General features: G+C 36.6%; 20 protein-coding genes. 10 read left to right on the top strand and 10 right to left on the bottom strand.

Annotation, left to right across the window (positions count from 1 at the left end; translation table 11 throughout):
* Window positions 1-16: 16 nt before the first annotated feature.
* The 3 genes from ACQ33O_RS13125 to mtaB all read right to left on the bottom strand — a co-directional run bounded on the left by ACQ33O_RS13125 (window position 17) and on the right by mtaB (window position 3321).
* Window positions 17-865, bottom strand: a complete 849-nt coding sequence (locus tag ACQ33O_RS13125) for a glutaminyl-peptide cyclotransferase (protein ID WP_430996047.1) — start codon at window positions 863-865, stop codon at window positions 17-19.
* A 64-nt stretch (window positions 866-929) separates the two neighbouring features.
* On the bottom strand, window positions 930-2060 hold the full coding sequence (locus tag ACQ33O_RS13120; RefSeq protein ID WP_430996046.1) for an NAD(P)/FAD-dependent oxidoreductase: 1131 nt from the start codon (window positions 2058-2060) through the stop codon (window positions 930-932).
* Window positions 2061-2073: 13 nt separating this feature from the next.
* The gene (gene mtaB / locus ACQ33O_RS13115; protein ID WP_430996045.1) at window positions 2074-3321 is read right to left on the bottom strand and encodes a tRNA (N(6)-L-threonylcarbamoyladenosine(37)-C(2))-methylthiotransferase MtaB; all 1248 of its coding nucleotides are present in this window, start codon (window positions 3319-3321) and stop codon (window positions 2074-2076) included.
* 75 nt (window positions 3322-3396) lie between these two features.
* On the opposite strand from mtaB, the gene ACQ33O_RS13110 reads away from it, so the two are divergent.
* A complete protein-coding gene (locus ACQ33O_RS13110) occupies window positions 3397-3813 on the top strand; it encodes a DUF4258 domain-containing protein (protein WP_430996044.1) in 417 nt (138 codons plus the stop codon).
* A gap of 124 nt (window positions 3814-3937) precedes the next feature.
* The gene (locus ACQ33O_RS13105; RefSeq protein ID WP_430996043.1) at window positions 3938-5434 is read left to right on the top strand and encodes a GH3 auxin-responsive promoter family protein; all 1497 of its coding nucleotides are present in this window, start codon (window positions 3938-3940) and stop codon (window positions 5432-5434) included.
* Window positions 5435-5454: 20 nt separating this feature from the next.
* Here ACQ33O_RS13105 and ACQ33O_RS13100 read toward each other — a convergent pair whose 3' ends face one another.
* Complete coding sequence (locus ACQ33O_RS13100; RefSeq protein ID WP_430996042.1) at window positions 5455-6189, bottom strand: DUF6498-containing protein; 735 nt, start codon at window positions 6187-6189, stop codon at window positions 5455-5457.
* Between the two features lie 68 nt (window positions 6190-6257).
* The gene (locus ACQ33O_RS13095) at window positions 6258-6446 is read right to left on the bottom strand and encodes a hypothetical protein (RefSeq protein WP_430996041.1); all 189 of its coding nucleotides are present in this window, start codon (window positions 6444-6446) and stop codon (window positions 6258-6260) included.
* A gap of 410 nt (window positions 6447-6856) precedes the next feature.
* On the opposite strand from ACQ33O_RS13095, the gene ACQ33O_RS13090 reads away from it, so the two are divergent.
* From ACQ33O_RS13090 to ACQ33O_RS13065, 6 genes are all read left to right on the top strand, one after another.
* Window positions 6857-8257 (top strand): FAD binding domain-containing protein, encoded by a 1401-nt coding sequence (locus ACQ33O_RS13090; protein WP_430996040.1) that lies wholly within the window; start codon window positions 6857-6859, stop codon window positions 8255-8257.
* Window positions 8257-10542 (top strand): xanthine dehydrogenase molybdopterin binding subunit, encoded by a 2286-nt coding sequence (locus ACQ33O_RS13085; protein ID WP_430996039.1) that lies wholly within the window; start codon window positions 8257-8259, stop codon window positions 10540-10542. The genes ACQ33O_RS13090 and ACQ33O_RS13085 overlap by 1 nt, the downstream gene beginning before the upstream one ends.
* Window positions 10543-10557: 15 nt before the next feature.
* Window positions 10558-11529 (top strand): XdhC family protein, encoded by a 972-nt coding sequence (locus ACQ33O_RS13080; protein WP_430996038.1) that lies wholly within the window; start codon window positions 10558-10560, stop codon window positions 11527-11529.
* A 39-nt stretch (window positions 11530-11568) separates the two neighbouring features.
* Window positions 11569-12156 carry a TrmH family RNA methyltransferase gene (locus ACQ33O_RS13075; protein ID WP_430996037.1) on the top strand — a complete coding sequence of 196 codons (588 nt, stop codon included), beginning with the start codon at window positions 11569-11571 and terminating at the stop codon, window positions 12154-12156.
* Window positions 12157-12195: 39 nt separating this feature from the next.
* Window positions 12196-12852, top strand: coding sequence for a protein-L-isoaspartate(D-aspartate) O-methyltransferase (locus tag ACQ33O_RS13070; RefSeq protein WP_430996036.1), 657 nt, complete (start codon window positions 12196-12198; stop codon window positions 12850-12852).
* Window positions 12853-13256: 404 nt separating this feature from the next.
* Window positions 13257-14051 carry a queuosine precursor transporter gene (locus tag ACQ33O_RS13065; protein WP_430996035.1) on the top strand — a complete coding sequence of 265 codons (795 nt, stop codon included), beginning with the start codon at window positions 13257-13259 and terminating at the stop codon, window positions 14049-14051.
* A gap of 5 nt (window positions 14052-14056) precedes the next feature.
* Here ACQ33O_RS13065 and ACQ33O_RS13060 read toward each other — a convergent pair whose 3' ends face one another.
* From ACQ33O_RS13060 to ACQ33O_RS13045, 4 genes are all read right to left on the bottom strand, one after another.
* Window positions 14057-14815 (bottom strand): GLPGLI family protein, encoded by a 759-nt coding sequence (locus tag ACQ33O_RS13060; RefSeq protein WP_430996034.1) that lies wholly within the window; start codon window positions 14813-14815, stop codon window positions 14057-14059.
* Between the two features lie 19 nt (window positions 14816-14834).
* Window positions 14835-17603: an outer membrane beta-barrel protein gene (locus ACQ33O_RS13055; protein ID WP_430996033.1), complete on the bottom strand. Its 2769-nt coding sequence runs from the start codon at window positions 17601-17603 to the stop codon at window positions 14835-14837.
* A gap of 96 nt (window positions 17604-17699) precedes the next feature.
* Window positions 17700-19247, bottom strand: coding sequence for an OmpP1/FadL family transporter (locus ACQ33O_RS13050; RefSeq protein ID WP_430996032.1), 1548 nt, complete (start codon window positions 19245-19247; stop codon window positions 17700-17702).
* 61 nt (window positions 19248-19308) lie between these two features.
* Window positions 19309-19959 carry a hypothetical protein gene (locus tag ACQ33O_RS13045; protein WP_430996031.1) on the bottom strand — a complete coding sequence of 217 codons (651 nt, stop codon included), beginning with the start codon at window positions 19957-19959 and terminating at the stop codon, window positions 19309-19311.
* Between the two features lie 250 nt (window positions 19960-20209).
* On the opposite strand from ACQ33O_RS13045, the gene proS reads away from it, so the two are divergent.
* Entirely contained in the window at window positions 20210-21688 is a 1479-nt protein-coding gene (gene proS / locus ACQ33O_RS13040) for a proline--tRNA ligase (RefSeq protein WP_430996030.1), read from the top strand.
* A 47-nt stretch (window positions 21689-21735) separates the two neighbouring features.
* Window positions 21736-22197: a hypothetical protein gene (locus tag ACQ33O_RS13035; protein WP_430996029.1), complete on the top strand. Its 462-nt coding sequence runs from the start codon at window positions 21736-21738 to the stop codon at window positions 22195-22197.
* A 133-nt stretch (window positions 22198-22330) separates the two neighbouring features.
* On the opposite strand, the gene ACQ33O_RS13030 is transcribed toward ACQ33O_RS13035, so the two are convergent.
* A complete protein-coding gene (locus ACQ33O_RS13030) occupies window positions 22331-23365 on the bottom strand; it encodes a PorP/SprF family type IX secretion system membrane protein (RefSeq protein WP_430996028.1) in 1035 nt (344 codons plus the stop codon).
* Between the last annotated feature and the right edge of the window lie 50 nt (window positions 23366-23415).

Below are 23415 nucleotides of genomic sequence, written 5' to 3'. Positions count from 1 at the left end.
AGGGGCATAGAATCATTTATGGGTTGATCGTCATCTCAAACATTTTCGGCCAATCTTTACCGGTTATATAAACTTTTTGAGTGGTGCTATCATATGCAATGCCGTTCAATACTTCACCTTTTTCATTTAAGTCCAAAGAATAATTAGGGGCATATTGTTGAATCAGTCCTTGCATGCTCATTCTTCCGACAACATGGCCATTATTAGGATCTATTTTTACAATGTAATCAGCTGTATAAACATTCGCATACACATATCCGTTAATATATTCTAATTCATTTAGTCTTATTACAGGTCCTTGGTTATCTACTACCTGACGAGTTGTTTTAACGGAGAAGTCTTCCGGGTTCACAAAATAAATATTGGACGTACCGTCGCTTATGATCAGGTCAGTTCCATTGTTAGTAATGCCCCAGCCCTCATAAGGCCATTTGAATGTTTTAATAGGGGCGTTAATATTTTTCAAGTCGTATACATATACGATATTGCTCTGCCAGGTAAGTTGATATATCTTATCTTTAAAAATAGTAATGCCTTCGCCAAAAACCCCTCCGGCATCTATGGAAGATCCCATCATGTGTTTTTGTAAAACATTACCGGTCTTGATCTCCGTAATTCTTAGTGATGATTTTTCATACTCACCGGTACCTTCATATAACTTACCATCATGAAATTGCAGGCCTTGCGTATAGGCAGATGTATCATGTGGGTAAACACCAATAATATTGTATGTAATATTCTGCGGAGCAGGAATGCCTGTACTCTGGGTAGTAATTACAGAGTCGTCGGGTTTATCTGAGCCACCGCCTGAGTTAGTGCAGGCTGCAACAAAAAGTAATAGAAGTACAGGTAATAGTTTATTCATTTTTTTAAAATATGAGCAAAGATATAAAATGACGGGAGAGAAAATGATAACGGCTTGTGAATGTTTACGGACGCATTAGTTGTGCAATATCGGCTGCTACAACGGGTGCTAAGGCGACTCCCATGCCACTCATGCGTACGCAACAAAAAACCCTGTCTGAAAGTTTTTGTACAATCGGTAATTTTTCGCTGCCCATGGCCATAATGCCGCTCCATTTATCTGTTATGGTATAGGGTGTGTTGGGTAACAAATAAGTTGTCATAAAATGATTCAAGGCGGTTTCTATTAGTTCGGTGGTGAGCATCTCGGTTGTATTCTCTTCATCAAATGCTTTGTTCCTTGCGCCACCTAATAATAAACGATTACCAAGGTTTCTGAAATAATAATAGCCCTGGTCAAAATGAAAAGTTCCTTTAATTTTCAATCCTTCGATAGGTGCTGTAACAATTACCTGTCCACGATTTGGGATAATATCCATTGCCGGAACCAATTGTTTTGTAAAAGCATTGGTACAAAGCAATAATTGTTTTGTTGCGAATACGGCTTGGTTTGTTTCGATCTCAACCCTATCATTTTTTTCTGAATAACTTTTTACCTCAATGCCGCATAGTATTTGCACACCTAAACTTTGAACTTTCAGTTGTAGAGCCTGAACTAATTTGCCTGAGTGTAAACCTCCTTCTAATTTATTTTCTATTAGGTGTTCGATTTGAGCAAATCCCAGATCAATAATTTTATTGTCGGCAATGGTAAATGTTTGGCTCGTGCTTGTTATGCCTTTTAGTTGCTCGTTGAGCCAGTCGATCTTTGAAGCACAATTTTCCCAGACTTCTTTTCCGTTAGTAAAACATTCATAACCGCCGCAGGGGTCATAATCAATGATGGAGTCGCTAAAATGTTCTCTTATTGTTACTAACCCTTTGAAACGCATTTCAACAAGCTGTAACATTTTTTCTTCACCCATCATTTCGGCATCCTGCAATAATTCTGTAGGACTACCAAAGCAACTAAAGCCTGCATTTCGAGTACTGGCACCGGTTGGTATGATACCTCGTTCAAGTATGGTGATCTTGTAATTGGGGTGGAGTTCCTTTAGATGCAATGCACTCCATAGGCCTGTGAAGCCACTCCCGATAATAATTACATCTTGCGGAGCAAAAAAACTTTCTTTTTCCCAGATTGATAATTGAGGCATGTAATTGGTGGAATTATATCTTCCAATCTACAATATTATTTTCGAAAGCAGGATCGAAAGGAACAGTTATTTTAATGTAGTTGTCTGTATAACCTTCCATCATGCCATTTTTATTTTTTCCTTCAAACAATACTTTTCTTGTTTCACCTATATGTTGATTGGTGAAGTATTGCATTTTTTGATAACTCAGGTTACGCAGTATTTTATTCCTGTCATGACGGATATTTACAGGAATAACAGGTTTAATGTCCAAAGCAACCGTATTGGCTCTTTCACTGTATGTAAAAACATGCAGGTAAGAAATATCTAAGCTGTGCAGAAAATCAAATGTTTCTTTAAAGTCTTCGTCTGTTTCGCCTGGGAAACCAACAATCACATCTACACCGATACAGCAATGCGGCATTAGGGTTTTGATCAAACCAACTCTTTCGGCATACAATTCACGTTTATAACGCCTACGCATACCTGCAAGAACTTTGTTGCTGCCACTTTGCAATGGTATATGGAAGTGAGGCATGAATTTTTTGCTGTTGCTCACGAACTCAATAATATCATTGCTCAATAAATTCGGTTCAATGGAAGAGATTCGATAGCGTTCAATACCATTAATTTTATCAAGCTCCTGAACTAAATGAAAGAAGTTTTCTTTGTTAGCTGTATTATAATCCCCAAGATTGATACCCGTAAGTACAATTTCTTTGCCACCTTGTGCTGCAATCTCTTTTACATTGGCGATTACATTGGCAACACTGTCACTACGACTTTTACCTCTAGCCATTGGTATGGTACAAAATGAACAGTTATAATTGCAGCCATCCTGTACTTTTAAAAAAGTTCTGGTACGATCGTTTACAGAATACGAAGAAGTGAAGGTGTTTACATCTTCAATATCGCAACTGCAGATCTTTGCACTATCACCTTTTGTGATCTCTTTCAAATGTTGCGTAATGTTGAACTTTTCAGCGGCACCCAATACAAGATCAACACCCGGTATTTCAGCAATTTCTTTAGGTTTTAATTGGGCATAACAACCGGTAATTACTACCATGGCCTCAGGGGCTTTGCGTTGTATCCGACGAACCAGTTGACGGCATTCTTTATCCGCATTTTCAGTAACGGAACAGGTGTTAATTACATACACATCTGCTACTTCATCAAATTCCTTTTTGACAAAACCATCATTCTCCAATAACCTGCCAAGCGTGGAGGTTTCGGAGAAATTGAGCTTGCAACCCAACGTATGTAATGCTACTGATTTCATTTGGACGGCAAAGATAACCTTTGATTTTAAGGTTTTTTGTGATTTTGCTGTATTTTCTTTCTCATCTTTGCAGGAATGATCAAAAAATATATACCATATATACTGTTATTGCTTGCAGCAGGGTTGCTTTATTATACTAAAACACATCAGCGTGGGAAAACTTCTATTCAAACTGAAGATACGATCACTGTTCCTGCTGAACCATCATCTTCTTTTAACAGGAATACTAATAAATTGATTTACAGTAAGCATGCTCTATGCCGAATGGAGTGCAGACATATTGATGAAAGTGAGGTAAAAGAAATATTAGCGAATGGAGAAGTTAATTACGATAAGATAGAAAAGGACGATAGAGGGAGAACATACCCTTTAGAAGGTGTAACACATGATAAACAAAAAGTCAGAGTGGTTTTTGCCCCAAAAAGAGATAGCGAATTGGTGGTGGTAACGGTGATCGATCTTGATAGGGATTGGCATTGCGATTGTAAATGATTTTTTGAGCACAGGAATTATTTCTAATTACACGAATTTTTATGCTTTTGTTAGGATGAAATTGTATTAATTTTATCCTCCGGTTCTTGTAACTAGCACATTAAATTTGTGCAATAAACATAACATGAAAATAAAATCTTTACTGGCAAAACCTTTTGCCGGCTACATATACAAGCAGATCAAAAAAGGAATGGAGACTGCAGTTGCAGATCAGCAACATACTTTTGATCATTTGATAAAAGCAGCTTCAAAAACTGAATTTGGCAGAGAACATTCTTTTGACACGATCAAATCTTACGAAGATTTTGCGAAACAAGTACCCATCAGAGATTACGAAGCATTCAAATCTTACATCGAAAAAGTAAAAGAAGGTAAGCACAATATTTTATGGAAAGGACAACCCATCTATTTTGCTAAAACAAGTGGAACCACCAGTGGTGTAAAATATATTCCTATTTCAAAAGAGTCAATTCATAATCATATCAACGGAGCAAGAAATGCATTGCTTTGCTATATGGCAGAGACAGGCAATACAAAGTTTGCAGATGGGAGATTGATCTTTTTAAGTGGATCACCTGAATTGACAAGAGTTGGCGGTGTGCCTACCGGAAGATTGAGTGGCATTGTAAATCATCATATACCGAAATACCTTCGTGCCAATCAATTGCCTAGTTACGAGACAAATTGTATTGAAGAGTGGGAAGAAAAATTAGATAAGATCGTTGAAGAAACGATCAACGAGAATATGACGATGATCAGCGGTATACCACCGTGGATGCAAATGTATTTTGACAGGTTGGAAGAAAAGAGCGGAAAGAAAATAGGGGAGTTGTTTCCGAATTTCAGTGTGATGGTTCAGGGTGGAGTGAACTTTGAGCCTTATAAAGCTAAGTTGTTTGAGAGTATTGGTAGAAAAATTGATACGATAGAACTGTTCCCGGCAAGCGAAGGTTTCTTTGCATTTCAGGATTCTCAAACTGAAGAAGGGTTGCTGTTGAATACTAATAGCGGCATCTTCTTCGAATTTGTTCCTGCTGGAGAAATATTCAATGACAATCCAACAAGGCTTTCATTGAAGGATGTTAAAGTAGGAGAAAACTATGCACTCATCATCAGTAACAATGCCGGATTGTGGGCATACAATATTGGTGATACAGTGAAATTTGTTTCTACCTCTCCATATCGTTTAATAGTTACCGGTAGAACAAAGCATTATATCTCGGCTTTTGGCGAACATGTGATCGGAGAAGAAGTAGAAGCTGCTTTACTAAAAGCTGCAGATGAAGAACATGTAAGGATCACGGAGTTTACAGTGGCTCCGTTGATCTCAACGGATAAGGGTAAAAGTTATCATGAATGGTTTATAGAATTTGAGAATACCCCTGCAGATATAACTGCTTTTGCAAAAAAGATTGATGATAATCTTCGGTTGAAAAATGTTTATTACGAAGACCTGATCGGAGGGAATATTCTTCAGCAGTTAAAGATATCTCCTGTTAAAAAGAATGGCTTTATCGATTATATGAAAAGTCAGGGCAAACTCGGTGGGCAAAATAAAGTGCCTCGTTTGAGTAACGACAGGAAAATAGCTGATGAGCTTATGGCATATACTTTGAGTTGATAGGTCTTTTACAAAAAGACTTATTGAATTGCCTGGTCAGGAATGTTATATCTTTTCTCCATCAGATCTTTTTCCTGATTGTATTTGAATACTTCGTAGATGGATTTTACTATACAGAAAATACTTACTACAATGATACTTGTATAAGTAGGATCCATTTTAGTGTTAAATATTTTGTCTTGTGCGCCCAGCACTCCGCCTAATACAACAGCAACATGTATCACTAATTGTCTTCCGTCGAAAATGCTGGCAAAATCTGAAGAGTGTACTCTTTTATAATTTCCGTTGCCATAAAAATCAAAAATAAGCAACCCGATCTGGTTTATGATAAATGCTAAAAGGGTATAATTAAATTCTGCATCCTGAAATAAAAATACTTTCATCATGCCTATTGAGTTATCGCCACTTCTATGCGTAAGGAACATACCAATGAAGACCACAATAAAAAGGAGATAAAAGAAAAAGATGAACAAGCGGATAAAGAAATACCTGAGTCCTTTGCCGATATGCGAAAGATAGTTCACATGAATGCCGGCGTATTTATGAGTACTGTCGTGTAATTTATTTTCATATTCATCTCCACGGCAAGCAATAATTTTTACTGTGTTGAAAACAGATACGATCAATGTTTCTAACCAAAACAGATAAAATACGTAAAAGGGAGTCCAGCCCCAGTGTAGTACACCCCAAATAGGGATCAGGTTTATTGCAATAAGGAACAGCAGCGAAGGTCGTTGTTGTATATTAGGGAGCATACAGCAAATGTAATTATTTGCAGGTGCTTACAGAATACCCTGTAACCACAAAGTTGAAATTAATTGAATTAGGCTCTGAAAGGATAATATGCGTTGGTGTAATCTTCCGAAAGATCTTGTAATAATTTGATATCTGCCTGATTAACGGTTAGGTCTTCATACCCTGCATTTTCGTTATAATCATCACCATAACAACTCATGTTGTTTGTATGGTCAATATGGGTAGTGTGATCGACGGCGTGAATGTAGTTGTTCATAACATGGATATTTACAATCGTAACGTAAAGGTGGAGAAAATTATTGTATTCTAAACAATCGATTTGTTAACATTTTGGCAAAAGAAATACTGGCTAAAATGCATATATATATAAGGGAATGCGTGAGTTAAATATAATTTTATTATTAATTTGAATAAAATGTCTTAAGAGTAATTCAATACAAATGTTTATGTGAATGTTTATGGTTTTTTCTCCGGATTAAACCTCAAAAATTTAGGTTTAGACTAAAAAAAATGATTTTTTAAATTAATAACCCCCCGTGGTTTTTTTATATCGCAGCAGTAACACTCCGTTCTGATGGGTATTTAGTAAAAAATTTGCAGTATTTAACACTAAAAACTACTTTTTTTATAATTCGTTTTTTGTAACTTTATCCTAAACAATAAGACTTGATACAATTTATACTGAACAATAAAGAGATCAGCACATTATTGCCTCCGGGTATGCTGGTGTTGGATTTTGTACGTTACCAGCAAAATTTAACCGGCACAAAAATAGGTTGCCGTGAGGGAGACTGTGGTGCTTGTACAGTGTTGGTCGGTGAAATAAAAGACGGTGAACTGGTATATCGTTCTGCAACATCCTGCCTTATGCCGTTGGGTAATGCACACGGTAAACATATTGTAACAGTTGAAGGCGTTAATATTGAGGGGCTGAATTTTATTCAACAGGCATTTGCAGAAGAAGGAGCCACGCAATGCGGTTTTTGTACACCGGGTTTTATTGTTTCATTGGCAGGGTTTTGTTTGGATAAAGATGCTGCTTCAGCAGTTGATTCGGTGAATGGAAATATCTGCAGATGCACCGGTTATAAATCCATAGAAAGAGCTGCTGCAAAAATTGAGCATAAAATAGCAGAGCGAAAAGGAAAGGATGCGATCGGTTTTGCAATTGCAAATAAGATATTACCTGAATATTTCAGCACCATTAAAGAACGCCTTGCTATTTACCTGCTGCAGCCCAATGGTAAAGCTGCTTCTGCAGATGCAAAATTCCTTGGTGGCGGTACCGATTTGTATGTGCAGCAGCATGAAACAATGGTTTACTCGGATATTCATTTCTTATTTGATAAGCAATCTTTAAATGGAATTAGAAAAGAAGGGGATATTTGTATACTTGGAGCTGCAGTAACGGTAACGGATATGGCAGAGTCGAAGGTCTTTCAGCAATACTTTCCAAATTTACAGCAATACATAAAACTGGTGTCCAGTACGCAAATACGCAATATGGCAACCGTAGCAGGTAATTTTGTAAATGCTTCTCCTATTGGAGATTTCACTATTTTCTTTTTGGCTTTGGATGCTCAACTTATACTTAGTAACGGATATACTTCCAGAGAAATTCCATTGAGAAACTTCTATAAGGGCTATAAAATATTAGATAAAACCCCTGAGGAGCATATTGAAGCGATCTATTTTAAACTGCCGGAAGCTACCGGTAAATTTCACTTTGAAAAAGTTTGTAAGCGAACCAATCTTGATATTGCAAGTGTCAATGCTGCCATCAATATTGATGTAAAAGATGGAGTAGTAATAAATGCAGGATTATCTGCCGGAGGCGTTGGCCCGGTACCAACTTACTTAGTTCAAAGTTCAGCGTTCTTAGTTGGTAAAACGATCTCAGCGTCAGTGATCGAAGATCTACTAAACATAGTGCAGACAGAAATTTCACCGATCAGCGATGCAAGGGGAACAGAAGCATATAAGCGATTTCTATTATCGCAATTGATAAAAGGACATTTCATTACACTGTTTCCGGAAATATCTATTGACAATTTAATTAATGCATAATGCGGAATATTGATTCATACACCCATACCAGAGGAGAGTCTATTTATTTAGATGATATTCCCGTTGTTGCAGGAACACTGTATGCAGCCTGTTTCGACAGCCCTGTTGCACACGGAAAAGTATTGAGCATTGATACATCTGAGGCGGATAAAAGTGCCGGTGTTGTAAAAGTATTAACGCATAAAGATATTACCGGCGAAAATCAAATTGGTGGTATCATTCCCGATGAGCCTTTGTTTGCGGACCATCATGTGCATTTTTGCGGTATGCCAATAGCATTGGTTTTAGCAGAAACAGATGAGCAGGCGAGAGCTGCTGTACATAAAATTAAAGTGGAGATAGAGCCATTGCCGGTAATCACCGATCCACGGGAAGCGATGCAAAAAGGAGAGTTGATCATTCCCCCACGTATATTTAAAATTGGAGATATTGATACTGCTTTTAAAAACTGTGACTATGTTTTTGAAGGCAAAGCAGATACTAACGGTCAGGAACACTTGTATATTGAAACTCAGGGTGCTTATACAGTACCGCAAGAGAATGGAGTTATAAAAGTGTATTCTTCTACACAGGGGCCTACAGCTGTGCAACGAGCCGTAAGTAAAGTTACTGGCTTGCCGATGCACCAGTTGGAAATTGATGTAACCCGTTTGGGTGGAGGCTTTGGAGGAAAAGAAGATCAAGCCAATACCTGGGCTGCTTTGTGTGCTCTTGGAACACATATCACTAAACGTCCGGTGAAATATTCTTTACATCGTATGGAAGATATGCGTATGACGGGTAAACGTCATCCTTATTCTTCAGATTTTAAGATAGGACTTAATAAGGACTTGAAGATAGTTGCCTACGAAGCAACATTTTATCAAAATGCCGGCGCAGCGGCGGATCTTTCTCCTGCAGTGATGGAGCGTACCTTATTTCATTGTACCAATAGTTATTTTATTCCCAATGTAACAGCAACAGCTTATTGTTGCAGAACGCATTTGCCACCTAATACAGCTTTCAGGGGCTTTGGCGGTCCGCAAGGGATGTTTGTAATTGAAGCTGCTATTGCAAAAGTGGCTGATGAATTAGGCGTAGATGCTACCGTCATTCAACAGAAGAATTTGTTGCAAACGGGTGATGAATTGCCTTATGGTCAAAAAGTTGTAAGTGAAGCAAACGAGTGTTGGGATAAAACAATGGCACAGTTCGATTTCGAAGCTGCCAAAAAAGCGGTTGCTGATTTTAATGCAAAAAACAAATTACAGAAAAAAGGAATAGCAGTAATGCCGATCTGTTTTGGTATTTCTTTTACTAATACTTTAATGAATCAGGCAAGATCATTAGTACATGTTTATACAGATGGAAGTGTTGTGGTAAGTACTGCTGCTATTGAAATGGGGCAGGGGGTTAATACAAAAATCTTGCAAGTGGTAGCACAGGTATTTTCAATTGCTCCTGAAAAGATACGAGTGAACAGTACAAATACCTATCGTATTGCCAATACATCACCCACCGCAGCCAGTGCTGCTGCTGATCTGAATGGAAAAGCTACATTGATTGCCTGTACTGCTATTTTAGAACGTATCAAAGCTGTAGCGGCTGTAGAATTGAATGTAGATGCAAGTGCTATTGAACTAAAAGATGAATTTGTTTTTGCAAACGGCAAAAAAACTGACTGGGATTGGAAAAAAATAGTACTCCATACTTACAACAAACGGGTTAGTTTATCTGAACATGGTCATTACTCTACTCCCGACATACATTTCGATAAATCAAAAGAAAAGGGGCATCCTTTTGCATACCATGTATATGGTACTGCTGTAATAACGGCAACGGTTGATTGCTTACGTGGGACTTATGAATTTGATTCGGTTAAATTGGTACATGATTTCGGTACCAGCATGAATCAGATCATCGACCGAGGACAAATTGAAGGTGGTCTTGTACAAGGTATTGGCTGGATGACCATGGAAGAAGTTGTATATGATAAGAACGGTAAACTTCGCAGTAATGCACTCTCTACATATAAAGTACCAGACATTTATTCTGTACCAAAAGAAATTGATGTGCAGTTCCTGCAAACACAAAAAGATAATCTCGCCATATTTCGATCAAAAGCAGTAGGAGAGCCACCCTTAATGTACGGTATCGGCGCTTTCTTTGCTTTGCGTAATGCGATAAAGAATTTTAATGCCTCAGCCAACCCAGCCTTTGATGCACCAATGACTCCGGAAAAAGTTTTAATGAGTTTATATCCCCAAAAAGTAAAAATTTTGATGGATAAGAAGCAATTGGTGTAATTTATCATCTGATTAATGCAGAAACAACTCACAAATTGGCAATTAATTCAAACTAGCCTTCAGCAAAATATTGCTGTTATGTTGTTGTATGTATTAGAGAGTAAGGGTAGTAGTCCGGGCAGACAAGGCTTTATGATGGTGGTAAATGCTAACGGTGAAATGTCTGGTTCCATGGGAGGTGGTATTATGGAGCACAAGTTTGTTGAGATGGCGAAGGAAAAGCTGCAAGCAACAAGCTACAAGGGGGTAAGTGTAAAAAAGCAAGTGCACAGTAAATCTGCGAAAAGAGATCAAAGCGGAATGATCTGTTCCGGTGAACAAACTATTTTGCTTTATACAATTACTGCAGAAGATGAGCCATATGTTGATGCTATCGTAGTTTCTTTATCAACCAACAAAAATGGAACATTGCAATTATCTCCCAAAGGAATTGGGTTTTCGGAAAATATTCCTTCAGAAAATTTTACATTTGAATTAAAGGGCGAAGATGATTTTCTTTATATGGAAAAGACAGGCTATAAAAATGAATTGCATATCATTGGAGCCGGCCATTGTGCATTGGCATTATCGCAGCTGATGAGTACAATGGATTTTTATATTCATTTGTATGATGACAGACAGGAACTGCATACTTTTAATCAAAATAATTTTGCTCATGCTAAAACTATTGTTGAGGATTATACTAAGTTGAGCGATCTCATTCCTTCCGGTAATAATATTTATGTGGCGGTTATGACTGTTGGGTATCGAACAGATAAAATAGTTGTGGAATCTATCATTGATAAGCATTTTAAATATTTCGGGCTATTAGGTAGTAGAACTAAAATTGAAACAATATTTGAAGACTTTGCTGCAAATGGCCTTAGCGACGATAGCTTGAAAAATATCTATGCACCGATAGGTTTACCCATCAAAAGCCAGACTACTGAAGAAATTGCTATCAGTATAGCGGCTGAGATTATCAGTGTAAAGAATCAATCTCTATAAATATTTCCTCATTCATTATTTACCGTTTATTTTTGGTGTATGACTCCGGAAAGAACAGAACGACTAACCACTGTATTAAATAAACGGCAACCCGATCTTACCGTTGTGTTGGAAAATGTTTTCGACCCACATAACATTTCGGCAGTAATGCGTACAGCCGATGCCGTTGGTATACAGGATATTTATATTTTAAATCATAAAATTCCGCCTCATAGAAAATTTGGTGCAAGGAGTTCTTCCAGTGCAGCTAAATGGCTGACCATCCATCAATTTACAGATGCTGAGGAATGTTTTGCTGCCCTAAGAAAAAATTATCAAAAGATATATACCACACATTTAAGTACAGATGCTGTTGGTCTGCATGAATTAAACCTTACCGAATCTGTTGCGCTGGTATTTGGCAATGAACATACGGGTGTTACGGATGAGATCATTGCAATGGCTGATGGGAATTTTATCATTCCTCAGGTAGGTATCATTAAATCTTTGAATATTTCGGTAGCTTGTGCAGTAACGTTGTATGAGGCTTTCAGGCAAAAAAATAATGCCGGGCATTACAATCAGAGAAAGTTGCAAGGAGACAAACTCGATGGGCTGTTAAACGAATGGGGATTTGTGGAAGAATAAAAATTCTACAATTATTTCCTATAATTTATATTTGTGCCCATGAGGAAGTATGAAGACACTTATCGCCACAAAGGACTACGAAAAAAACTAATCGAATTATTAAGAGAGAAAGGCATTACCGATGAAAATGTGTTAACTGCCATCAATAATATTCCCCGTCATTTTTTTCTGGATAGTGCTTTTGATGAAATAGCCTATGAAGACAGGGCTTTTCCAATAGGAGAAGCACAAACCATCTCTCAACCTTATACAGTTGCATATCAAACTCAGTTATTACAGATCAAACCATTCGATAAGGTACTGGAAATAGGTACTGGAAGTATTTATCAATCTTCTGTACTGGCGGAAATGGGAGCTACTGTTTGTACTATTGAACGACAAAAAAAATTGTTTGAAAAAACAAAGCACTTCATCTTTAAAACAAAGTATCCGAATATTAAATTCTTTTATGGAGATGGATACGAAGGATTGCCAACATTTGCGCCCTTTGATAAAGTGATCATTACTGCAGCAGCTCCATTCATTCCTCCTAAATTGATACAGCAATTAAAAGTTGGCGGTAAAATGGTGATACCTGTTGATGAAGGTGAGGTGCAACGTATGTTACGCATTACCAAAACTGCCGATGGTAATACATTTGAAGAGGCTTTTGAAAATTTTTCATTTGTGCCGATGCTTACGGGAAAGAATGGTTAGTACTACGTACGATGTTAGATGTACGATAGTATCTTGCTTTATGAATCGGCTTCTTAATAAAGGGTTTAAACAACATCGTAAATCTTAAATCGTATATCGTAAATATATATGCGTTTCCTTTCTAAAATAACCTTCATCTGCAATACTTGTTTTATAGCAGTTGTATCTTTATTGCTATACAAGACACTTTATAAATATGCAAGTGTAAAAGTGTTAACCGAAATACAACCTTTAGAAGCTACTCTGGCTGTTTTAGGGTACGGAGCAATTATCATAAATATCATGTTTCATATTATATTGCTTACCGGCTTATTATCAGGAAATAAACATGGCATTGCAAAATGGATAATTTGGTTTAACTTTCTATTGTTAATATTCCAGATATATTATTTCTTCTTCAGCTGATGATACATCATATTCTAAAAAATAAAAGCACAAAACTCTTCATTTTTCTGGGGGGATTTTTTATTGCCAATGCACTGATTGCCGAAATAATCGGTGTAAAAATATTTTCGCTGGAAGATACAGCAGGCGTGCAAAGGGCTAATATTAATTTGTTTGGTAGTCCATTTAGTTTTCATCTTACTGCCGGGGTTTTATTGTGGCCCGTTGTTTTCATAATGACAGATATCATTAATGAATATTATGGTCCGAGAGGCGTTAAGTTTCTTTCGTATATCACTATTGGTTTGATCAGTTACTCTTTTTTGATATTTAACGGAGCCATACATTTAAGTCCTTCCGAATATTTTTCAATTGGCAACAATATTGATAAGCCAGATAATGCATTCAGAGGAATTTTCGGACAAGGCTTATGGATCATTATCGGTTCTATTGTAGCATTTCTGATAGGACAGGTGTTGGATGTGTTGGTATTTCATCGCATCAAAAAAATAACAGGAGAAAAAAGCATCTGGTTGAGGGCAACAGGCTCAACATTGGTCTCTCAACTGATCGACAGTTTTGTTGTATTGTTTATTGCCTTTTATGTTGGAAAACGCATTCAAACAGGACAGGGTGAGCCATGGAGTTTACATCAGATATTGGTTACAGGCACAGGGAATTACATTTATAAATTTATAATTGCGATTGCACTTACACCGGTTATTTATCTTGTACATGCATGGATAGAGAGCTATCTTGGAAAAGATTCTGCTTCAAAAATGAAGCAGGCCGCCATGGGAATAGAGGCGGAGTAAAAGAATTATAGTAATGCATTCCAATATAATTGCTCTCTCCATTTTCTATCTTCTTCATCTTCATTACCACCCCATTCTTTCAAACGTTCGTCAAGTGTATTACTGAACAATTTGTATGAATATTTTTTCTTGCCTGAAATTGGTGTGATTGATTTTTCATCGGTCTTTGTTACTATAACTTTAGTAGCGATCCATGATGAGTATAATCTCGGAATGGTTAAGCCTAAGATCATTCCTGGTAAACCGTTAATGCTGCAAGGCCCGCCGGAAATGGTGATCTCGTCTGTATAAAAGGCAAAAACATAAACACTATCCATTATTTTGCCAACTGCTTTACGGCAATTGAAACCTGCTATTAATCTGCTTTCATTGGTTAGTTTCCATTCTATATTTGATATCGAATCTTCAATCACAAAATTTGAACTGAATACACTTTTTTGTTTACTCATTTTTTGATCGGTAAAGTTGTAATACCAAACATTGCTTTCATCGCCTCTGCGTAAAAACTCAGGTAAACGAGGCCCATCGGCCCATCTGTCGAATGTATAGATGCTTTGGTTGTTGGCAAACGAATAGCTGTAGTAACTGGTTTTAAATTCGGGCAAACTCTCTTTGAGCATTGCAACCCAACTACTATTGCCCATCGACTTTTTGATATTCGTTTTAACCTCAAATTCAATAGTTCCTTTGTCTATGAATTGTTGTGCATGACTTGCACCGAGCAACAATGTTGTAATTGATAATATGAACAGTTTAATTTTCATTGTATTGATTTTAATATTGTTATTTGGTGCCGGCTGTTTTATTTCTAAAGTTCCAGGTAAAACCTAGAAGGAAATATCTTTTCAATCTATCGTTGCGTTCTTCAGAATAAGTATTGCTATAATATCTCATGTCAACACCTATATTGTCATTCAGAATATCTCTTGCAATAAGGTATGCTGTAAATTCATCATTCTTGAAAGTTTTTTTCAATGTAGCATTCCAGCTCTGGTTGCTGCTTTTTCCAATAAGTCCGGGTATTTTCTGACGATAGTTGTATGAATAATCTGACGTAAGAGACCATGTTTTTTTATAATAAACGGTTCCATCTATAGAAAAAGTATTTGTATTGAAGGTGTTTACAATACTTGTCAGGGCAGATTTGTTTTTGTTGAAATAAAAGTCGTTTCCGATATTGATGTCATATTTTTTATCCTTGGATTTCGATAATCTTAATTCAATACCTGTATTCACTGTGTTAGAAGTATTCTTTACATTGTTTAAAAAATCCGTGGTTTTTGTATAGTTGTATCTCGGACTTAAAAACAATCTTGTTTCAATCTTTTTAAATTTGAATTGATAGCCGGTCCACACATTTATAGAATAGTTTCCATTGGTATTAACAGGTTGGATGATAGTTTTAGCAGAATCTACATTAATTATTTTACTGGTGGTAATGGCATTGCTTGTAGTATTTATTCTGATCGATTGATGCATCCATTTGTCTTTAATGAAATTGTACTTGCCATATGAAAGCGAAAATGAATTTGAGAATGATGGTCTCAAATTTGGATTGCCGATATATTGATTAAAGTAATCGGTATTATTCTGAATGGGTTGTAATTCATAAATGGTTGGCTGTGTTGTATTACCATTATAGTAGAATCTGAGATTTGCATTGCTTTTAAAAGTATAACTCAGGTTTGCAGCCGGGAATAGGTTTATATAATTTCTTTTATAGTCTTTATCAAGTGTAATGTCTTTAAAAGAAAAGTTGGTGAAGCCAAAGCCTGAACCAAAACTATACTTCAGTTTTTTATAGTTGTAGCTGATTTTGGCAGTAGGCGTATTGGTTGTGATCTTTTGTTTGAAATGATTACTCAAAGAATCGATGTAAGTATCAAATTTGTTTGATATGTTGGAATAAGCGTTTGTTATCTGATCAATATTGCCATAGTTGTACGAGATCTTGTGAGATAATTCAATTGAATAGTTTTTAGAAAGAGGTTCTGTATACACTAATCTTGCTGAAAAATTTTGACTTGATTTGTCACTTACAGATAATTGATTTTGCAGAAGAGAAGAAGATATGTTCCCATCGGTATATACATCATTCGATGCATCAAGATAGCTGTCGTTATCTGTACTCAATGTATTCCAGTCTGTATTTAACGAAAGTGTTCTTCTTGCTTTTTTAAACTTATGTTTAAAAAGAATGCTTCCATAGATTGAGTATTTATCGTTGCTTATTGTAACTTTTTTGCTGCTGATGTTTTTAATGTTACCCTTATCTCCGGTTGTTGTTGAGCCACGAAATTCTTTACTATCTGTAGAATAGAAGCTTGATTTTGCTGTGAATTTGATAGTATTAGCTGAGTCGATCATTACATTGTAGGAAGCATTTAATTTAAAATTGCTTCTGGTTACATTTGTAACAGTGCTTGCGTTTTCATTCAGGACTGAATCTCCTATAATAGTTTTTAAAAAATTGTATTTGTTGTTACTGTATTGTTGGTTATTGTATTTCGGCGAAAGATTAAGTGTTTGCTTATCGTTCCACTTATTACTGTATTGTAGCCCAGCATTTGTATTGACTATATATCCATTTTGTGTATTGATATATGGCTCTTCATCAATATTTGTATTAACGTTAAAATTGATATCGCCTTCGTCGTCTACACTAAGATCAAAGTTGTCGTTTTCGCCACCATATTTTTCCATATCCTGCCAGCCAAGTCCATCCTGCCCTGTATTACCTCTTAATAAGAATGCAGATAATTTTCTCTTGCCTTTAAAAGTGCTGTACATCAAGTTGGTATTATATCTGTCATCAATATTTTTCTTCAAACCGCCGGCAGCATCAACTTTACCAAAATATCCTGTCTTCCTGTCTTCTTTTAATTTAAGGTTAATTGTTTTTTGAGAGTTGCCATCATCAATACCTGTAAATTCTGCCTGATCACTTTTTTTATCGTAAACCTGTACTTCTTTAACAGCATCTGCTCTTAAATTCTTTACGGTCATACCAGGGTCGTCACCGAAAAATTCTTCTCCATCTACCAGTACTTTGTTTACCTGTTCTCCCATTGCTGTTATTTTACCTGCTTTATCTACTTGAATGCCGGGTAACTTTCTTAGGAGTTCTTCAACGTTTGCATTGGCACTTACTTTAAAACTATCTGCCGTATAAACTGTTGTATCTCCCTTGATCCGAATTGGACTACCACTGCTCACAATGACTTCCTGCAATATTTTTGTTTTAGAAATAAGTTTAACTGTACTTAAATTCGTATCTGCATTTCCAATTTGAATATTATCAAGCAGATCTGCATAATAAGGATGTGTACTCAATAGAATGTAATTGCCGGGTTTAATATTTTTGATAGAAAAATTCCCCTGCCCATCGGTACGGGTAAACTTATAAAGTATAGAATCTTTAGGAGTAAGTAAAGCAACAACTGCGTTTTTGATATTGATCTTATTTTCGTCAGCTATTTTGCCGGTCATTGTTTGACCATTGATATTGATATAAAATAACAATGCGGCAAGCGTTACAGTTAGTTTTGGCATCGGTGATGGTATTTTGGAGCGAAAAATTAAAAATAGCCATTACTACTGAGGTGGTAATGGCTATGGTGTTAAAATTTATAGAAAATATATAGTATGTTAAAACTTGAATCCGATACTTGCTACAATATTTCCTCTTTGATTTTTTACAGTGGCGTAAGTATTTGCTTTGTCTTGTAAGCGATAGGGGAAATTGGTTTCCTTATTGAAAGCGTGTGCATAAGTAAGATCAATAAAGAAACCTTTATTGCGATAGCCAAGACCACCACTTACCAGCATTTTGTGAGATTTCAATGCTGCATCTTTATACGGGTTACTGTAATAAGCAAATCCAAGTCGAGCCATGATTGTTGTGAATTTTACCTCGCCACCTAATCTAAAATTAAAATTGCCTTTATATTGTTGTTTGATAACACTGCTTAAGGCTTTGTAGTAATCTGTTTCATCAACTGATGGATTTTCAGCAGCACTGTAAAATTTGCTTCCCCTGTGATTCACATATTCAATATCTGCGGTGATGAATGCTTTTTGTTTTCGAACATCTTGCATCTCTCTGAATACATAACTGCCGCTGATCATAGCTTTCCATGGGGTAAGCATAGTATATCTACTTTCACCGGGTTTGCCGTTGGTAAAGGTGTTTGATGTTTCAGTGTAATACCCTTCATAATTTTCTGTATCAGTTTCAATTGTTGTACTGTGTTTATCCATTAATGAAAACATAAAAGAAGGAGTGTGAACGGCAAGGCCTAACCGAATATATTCTTTAGGTCTATAGATCAACCCTAATTTTAAATTAATACCGGCACCAACGGTTTCGTATCTATCTGTGTAAGAAAAATAGCCAAACCCATTTGAAGTATTCGACGAAGTATCACTTTCTCTAAAAGTAGTATTGTTTTTATAACTCATGATGGGGATGCCTAAGGTTGCGCCAAATAATAATTTGTCTTTTTTGTTGATAGCGCCACCCAATGCCAGTTCATAAAGTCCACCTCTTGTTGCAACTGTGTTTTCCTGCATTAATGCACCGCCATTCTCAATAACAAATTCAGGCAATCCTTTCACTTTTGTTGTTCCGTCAATCGTGAAAGTGTCTATAAGGTAAGTGTATAAAGCCGGTGCAACCGTATAGGGTATAGGAGAGTTGCTGTTTAAAACTTCATCAATGGTATATCCGCTTTTTGCAAACTCTTCGGCAAATTGTTCGCTACGGCTACTAAAGTTATTGACTCCTTTATAGTGAACAGTATTGTTGAAATTTGCTGTTTGGGTAAAAGCAATGCTGAATGCTTCACTAATGGTAGGCTTGTATTTACTAACTGATCCATATACAGCTCCAATTGTACCTATAGAGAAATTGTTTTTTTTACTTTTTTCCAAAGCATCTCTAAAGTTGGTTTTGTTATTGTTGAAAGAAAATCCGGGCGTAAAAACAAATTCGCCTGTTTTGTAATTACCCAAACCGGCGGGGTTTACAAAAATTGCAGTAATATCTCCACCCAACGAACCCATTGCACCCCCAATGGCCACATTTCTTGCAGATCCATTTTGAGGAAAATAAGAATATTTCAATGCGTCTTCAGGTATTTGCGCAAATGAATGAACGGCGTTGAGTATAAAAATTATAAGTAAATATTTTTTCATGGCAATATCTTTTATGGAACCGGAGTTTTTCTACGGTTCATGATAAATAATGTTGTGCAGATTAACGACTGCTTTTTCTTTCAGGTCTGCTGATAGTACCTGAACCACTGCTGCCTGATGTTGAAGTGCTTTTGGTACTTGAAGAAGCAGGTGTATAAGTTCGATTGTCGTTTGATGATGAACTGCTCGTACTAGTATTCACCTTTGGAGTATTGTTGCTGCGGTTGTTAGTATTATTGTATTGTGGCTCCTGCGAAAGAGATGCTTTGCTTGGTGCCTTTGCCACATTGGTATTATTGTAGTTTGTATTGGTGTAACTACCCAGATTATTTGTTCTTGGTACAGTACTTACAGGTTTTACAACAACAGGTTTAATCGTATTGTTATAAACAGGATAAGAGCAATAATATGGATTGTAATAGTATCCATAGTTATAACCATACTTATACGGAGTGTAGTTGTAATCGTAACCATAATCCCAGTTTCTGTAACGAGGGTTAGTAATACCTCTTCTAATGATCCTATCTTCGCTGGTTTCGGTTTTTTGTGCTACATCATCGGCATTGTCTTTTTTATCATCTTTTTTATCTTCACCGTACATGCGTACAGGAGAGAAATAAACATCGTCAGGTGTTTGCCCGGTTTTATAAGCGGTAGAACAACTGGTCATACCGGCAAGAGCAACAAGAAAAAGTAAAATTTTAGTATTCATGGTGAATTGATTTAGCTGACACAATAAAGTTACAAATTAATAGGAGAATACTCCTAAGTATCTGATTCCAAAATCTCTGCCATAGAATGATAATGCTGATTGTTGTTTTGTTAAAGATGTGCTAAAAGGAATAGAGTTTCAACAGAGCTTGAACTTCGATCTTTAGGCTGAAGAATTCCATCCTTTAGGGCGGAGAGCTAAAAAAGGCTAAATTTGCCGAAATTTCAGATAAAAATCACTACAAAGGCAAATGAGTAAAGAAATAACAAGCAGAGAGCAGGATTATTCTCAATGGTATAACGATCTTATCATAAAAGGTGGATTAGCAGATTATAGTGCAGTAAGGGGTTGTATGGTTATAAAACCTTATGGCTTTGCTTTATGGGAAAATATGAGAGATGTATTAGATAAGATGTTTAAAGATACCGGGCATCAAAATGCTTATTTCCCTTTATTTGTTCCTAAAAGTTTGTTTGAAGCGGAAGAAAAAAATGCGGAGGGCTTTGCAAAGGAATGTGCTATTGTAACGCACTATCGTTTAAAGAACGATCCTGATCATAAAGGAAAATTAATGGTAGATCCGGAAGCTAAATTGGAAGAAGAGTTGATCATTCGTCCTACGAGTGAAGCCATTATCTGGAATACATACAAAGGTTGGATACAATCATATAGAGACTTACCTATCTTAATAAATCAGTGGGCCAATGTGGTGCGTTGGGAAATGCGTACCCGTTTGTTTTTGCGTACCGCAGAATTTTTATGGCAGGAAGGGCATACAGCTCACGCAACCCAACAGGAAGCCGTAGACGAAACGGTACAGATGTTAAACGTTTATGCAGATTTTGCAGAGCAGTATATGGCTATGCCAGTGGTGAAAGGTGTAAAAACTGCGAATGAACGTTTTGCAGGAGCAGTAGATACGTATTGTATCGAAGCGTTAATGCAGGACGGCAAGGCTTTACAGGCTGGTACATCGCATTTCTTAGGACAAAATTTTGCTAAAGCATTTGATGTGAAATTCAGCGATAAAGAAAATAAATTGGATTATGTGTGGGCCACAAGTTGGGGAGTAAGCACCCGTTTGATTGGTGCACTGGTAATGGCACATAGTGATGATGATGGTTTGATATTGCCTCCAAAATTAGCACCTATACAGGTTGTTATTGTTCCTATCTACAAGGGTGATGAGCAAAAGCAAATGATCGATGAAAAAGTACAAGTACTTGTCAAAGAATTAAAAGCAGCAGGTGTAAAAGTGAAATATGACGATAACGATAATAATCGTCCGGGGTGGAAATTTGCAGAGTATGAAATGAAGGGTGTGCCTGTGCGTATAGCCATTGGCGCAAGAGATCTTGCTAATAATGTAGTAGAAGTAGCTCGTAGAGATACAAAAGAGAAAATGAGCATGAGTATTGATGGTTTGGCTGGAAACATAATCAAGTTGCTGGACGACATACAATCTGCTATTTATAAGAAAGCTTATGATTACAGAGCCGCTCATATTACCAATGCGGATACATGGGATGAGTTTGTAAAATTGCTGGATGAGAAAACCGGATTTATTGCAGCGCATTGGGATGGTACTCCTGAAACGGAAGAAAAGATAAAAGAACTAACGAAAGCTACAATTCGTTGTATTCCTTTAGATAATAAACAGGAAGAGGGCAAGTGTATTCATAGTGGTAATAAAAGTGTTCAAAGAGTTTTATTTGCCAGAGCATATTAATTTCACCTAAGTAATTATATTTATAAGTAATTAGTAAACGCTATAACATGGAACAGCAAACCAACCTTTTAGAAAACGATTTAATTATTGATACAGCCAGTATTACTCATTTAAAAGAAACAGCCATGTGGGCAAAGTTTTTGGGAGTTGTTGGTTTTGTAATGAGTGGTATTATTGCAGTGATGGCACTGGCAATGGGCACATTGTTTTCGAAACTGACAGGAAGCTATAGCGGTGCAGGAGATTTAGGTGTTGCTGCAGGTGGTTCTATAATGATGGTTTATTTAGTAATGGCTGCGATAACTTTTTTTATGTCAAGATTTTTATTCCTTTTTGCCAGAAAAACGCAAGTGGCGCTAAAAACTTCTGACCAGGAAAGTCTGGTAACGGCATTTAAGAATTTGAAAGTATATTTTCGTTTTGCAGGTATCATTACTATTATTGGATTGGTCTTTTTTGTGTTGGCTCTTGTTGTGGTATTGATGGCAGCATCATTCAGTCGTTATTAAAATAAAGAAGCCCCGATAAAAATCGGGGCCGTTGTATCCAAACAATCCAAAATCGCAATTTTTTTTACTGTCTGTTTAATCTTTAGATGATCTGTTGTTTTTCCAATTTATTCTGAATTGTCGGTACAGGGTATTAAAATCTTGGACACCTTGCAGCACCTTCTGTTGTATTGTTTTTTTCGAAGAATTTTTGATAAGCCAATCCTAATTCCATTCCGCCTCTGCCTTTACTAGCCGATTTTAATTTTGATACATTGGCATCGTAACTAAGTGATATGGATATGGGGCCTTTATCTAATTTAGCGATCGGAACAATTGCATCATTCCATCTTACTACTACTCCTCCATGGATAACAAATTGTGGTTTTGCTACTTCGCCAAATCTTACTGAATACATGGCACCGCCTATTGTTTCAGTATAAGGGCCTTGTTTCGAATAATCTAAATGAAAAGTCATGTAGGACGATTCAGTTGCATTGGTTCTTAAGCCTGCCGAAGCAACCCATTTAGCAATTAATTTGTTATCACTGTTATTGTAAAATGATGTTTTTGCAGATCTGTTGAAATGATGATATGAAATACCAACGAAATAATTGTTTTCCTGTTTAGAACCTATCTGACTATTAAAACTCATTCCCACACTTCCGTCAAAATATGAATAAGTAGGATTGTTGAAACTTTCTCCATCGCTCCAGTTTGGATTATAACCTACTCCGTCAAATTGGCTATTAGTAGTTATTTTACTTCTATCAATACTTTTTTGTACGATACCCGCCATAAAACCAACTGATAGATATTTATTTTTTTCTTCGCTTAGAGATTTATGATAATTAAATACGGGCAAGATATGTGTTGATGAGAGAGCAGCAGTTCCTGCTTTGTCAAATAATACTTGAGCACCCACGCTCATAAAGTCGCTTCCTGAACCAACAGGAACTTTGTATTCACCATTAAAATTACCGGTGCTATATGCATCAGTAACACTGTTCCACTGATTACGATATACCATCTGGAAACGCAGATCTCCATTGAATAAACCTGCTAATGCCGGATTTCGTAAAAGTGGTGCCTCAAAAAATTGGGAAAAGTGAATGTCTTGTGCCTGGCTTTTGCCGAGTATAAATAGGAGCAAAATGCCGCATACGAATTGTGGTACGGTTCTTTTCATAAAATAGGATTTTGGATATTGCGCTCTTGTCTTTCGCCTCAATATAAAAA

This window comes from Ferruginibacter sp. SUN002 (genome assembly GCF_050611725.1).
In the GTDB taxonomy this organism is placed as follows: Bacteria; Bacteroidota; Bacteroidia; order Chitinophagales; family Chitinophagaceae; genus Ferruginibacter.
This window is presented reverse-complemented; position numbering and strand designations above follow the sequence as displayed.

Excerpts from the sequence above, each read along its gene's own strand:
- ACQ33O_RS13125 (WP_430996047.1), bottom strand. The coding sequence starts at position 865 with ATGAATAAACTATTACCTGTACTTCTATTACTTTTTGTTGCAGCCTGC.
- ACQ33O_RS13120 (WP_430996046.1), bottom strand. The coding sequence starts at position 2,060 with ATGCCTCAATTATCAATCTGGGAAAAAGAAAGTTTTTTTGCTCCGCAA.
- mtaB (WP_430996045.1), bottom strand. The coding sequence starts at position 3,321 with ATGAAATCAGTAGCATTACATACGTTGGGTTGCAAGCTCAATTTCTCC.
- ACQ33O_RS13110 (WP_430996044.1), top strand. The coding sequence starts at position 3,397 with ATGATCAAAAAATATATACCATATATACTGTTATTGCTTGCAGCAGGG.
- ACQ33O_RS13105 (WP_430996043.1), top strand. The coding sequence starts at position 3,938 with ATGAAAATAAAATCTTTACTGGCAAAACCTTTTGCCGGCTACATATAC.
- ACQ33O_RS13100 (WP_430996042.1), bottom strand. The coding sequence starts at position 6,189 with ATGCTCCCTAATATACAACAACGACCTTCGCTGCTGTTCCTTATTGCA.
- ACQ33O_RS13095 (WP_430996041.1), bottom strand. The coding sequence starts at position 6,446 with ATGAACAACTACATTCACGCCGTCGATCACACTACCCATATTGACCAT.
- ACQ33O_RS13085 (WP_430996039.1), top strand. The coding sequence starts at position 8,257 with ATGCGGAATATTGATTCATACACCCATACCAGAGGAGAGTCTATTTAT.
- ACQ33O_RS13080 (WP_430996038.1), top strand. The coding sequence starts at position 10,558 with ATGCAGAAACAACTCACAAATTGGCAATTAATTCAAACTAGCCTTCAG.
- ACQ33O_RS13075 (WP_430996037.1), top strand. The coding sequence starts at position 11,569 with ATGACTCCGGAAAGAACAGAACGACTAACCACTGTATTAAATAAACGG.
- ACQ33O_RS13070 (WP_430996036.1), top strand. The coding sequence starts at position 12,196 with ATGAGGAAGTATGAAGACACTTATCGCCACAAAGGACTACGAAAAAAA.
- ACQ33O_RS13065 (WP_430996035.1), top strand. The coding sequence starts at position 13,257 with ATGATACATCATATTCTAAAAAATAAAAGCACAAAACTCTTCATTTTT.
- ACQ33O_RS13060 (WP_430996034.1), bottom strand. The coding sequence starts at position 14,815 with ATGAAAATTAAACTGTTCATATTATCAATTACAACATTGTTGCTCGGT.
- ACQ33O_RS13055 (WP_430996033.1), bottom strand. The coding sequence starts at position 17,603 with ATGCCAAAACTAACTGTAACGCTTGCCGCATTGTTATTTTATATCAAT.
- ACQ33O_RS13050 (WP_430996032.1), bottom strand. The coding sequence starts at position 19,247 with ATGAAAAAATATTTACTTATAATTTTTATACTCAACGCCGTTCATTCA.
- ACQ33O_RS13045 (WP_430996031.1), bottom strand. The coding sequence starts at position 19,959 with ATGAATACTAAAATTTTACTTTTTCTTGTTGCTCTTGCCGGTATGACC.
- proS (WP_430996030.1), top strand. The coding sequence starts at position 20,210 with ATGAGTAAAGAAATAACAAGCAGAGAGCAGGATTATTCTCAATGGTAT.
- ACQ33O_RS13035 (WP_430996029.1), top strand. The coding sequence starts at position 21,736 with ATGGAACAGCAAACCAACCTTTTAGAAAACGATTTAATTATTGATACA.
- ACQ33O_RS13030 (WP_430996028.1), bottom strand. The coding sequence starts at position 23,365 with ATGAAAAGAACCGTACCACAATTCGTATGCGGCATTTTGCTCCTATTT.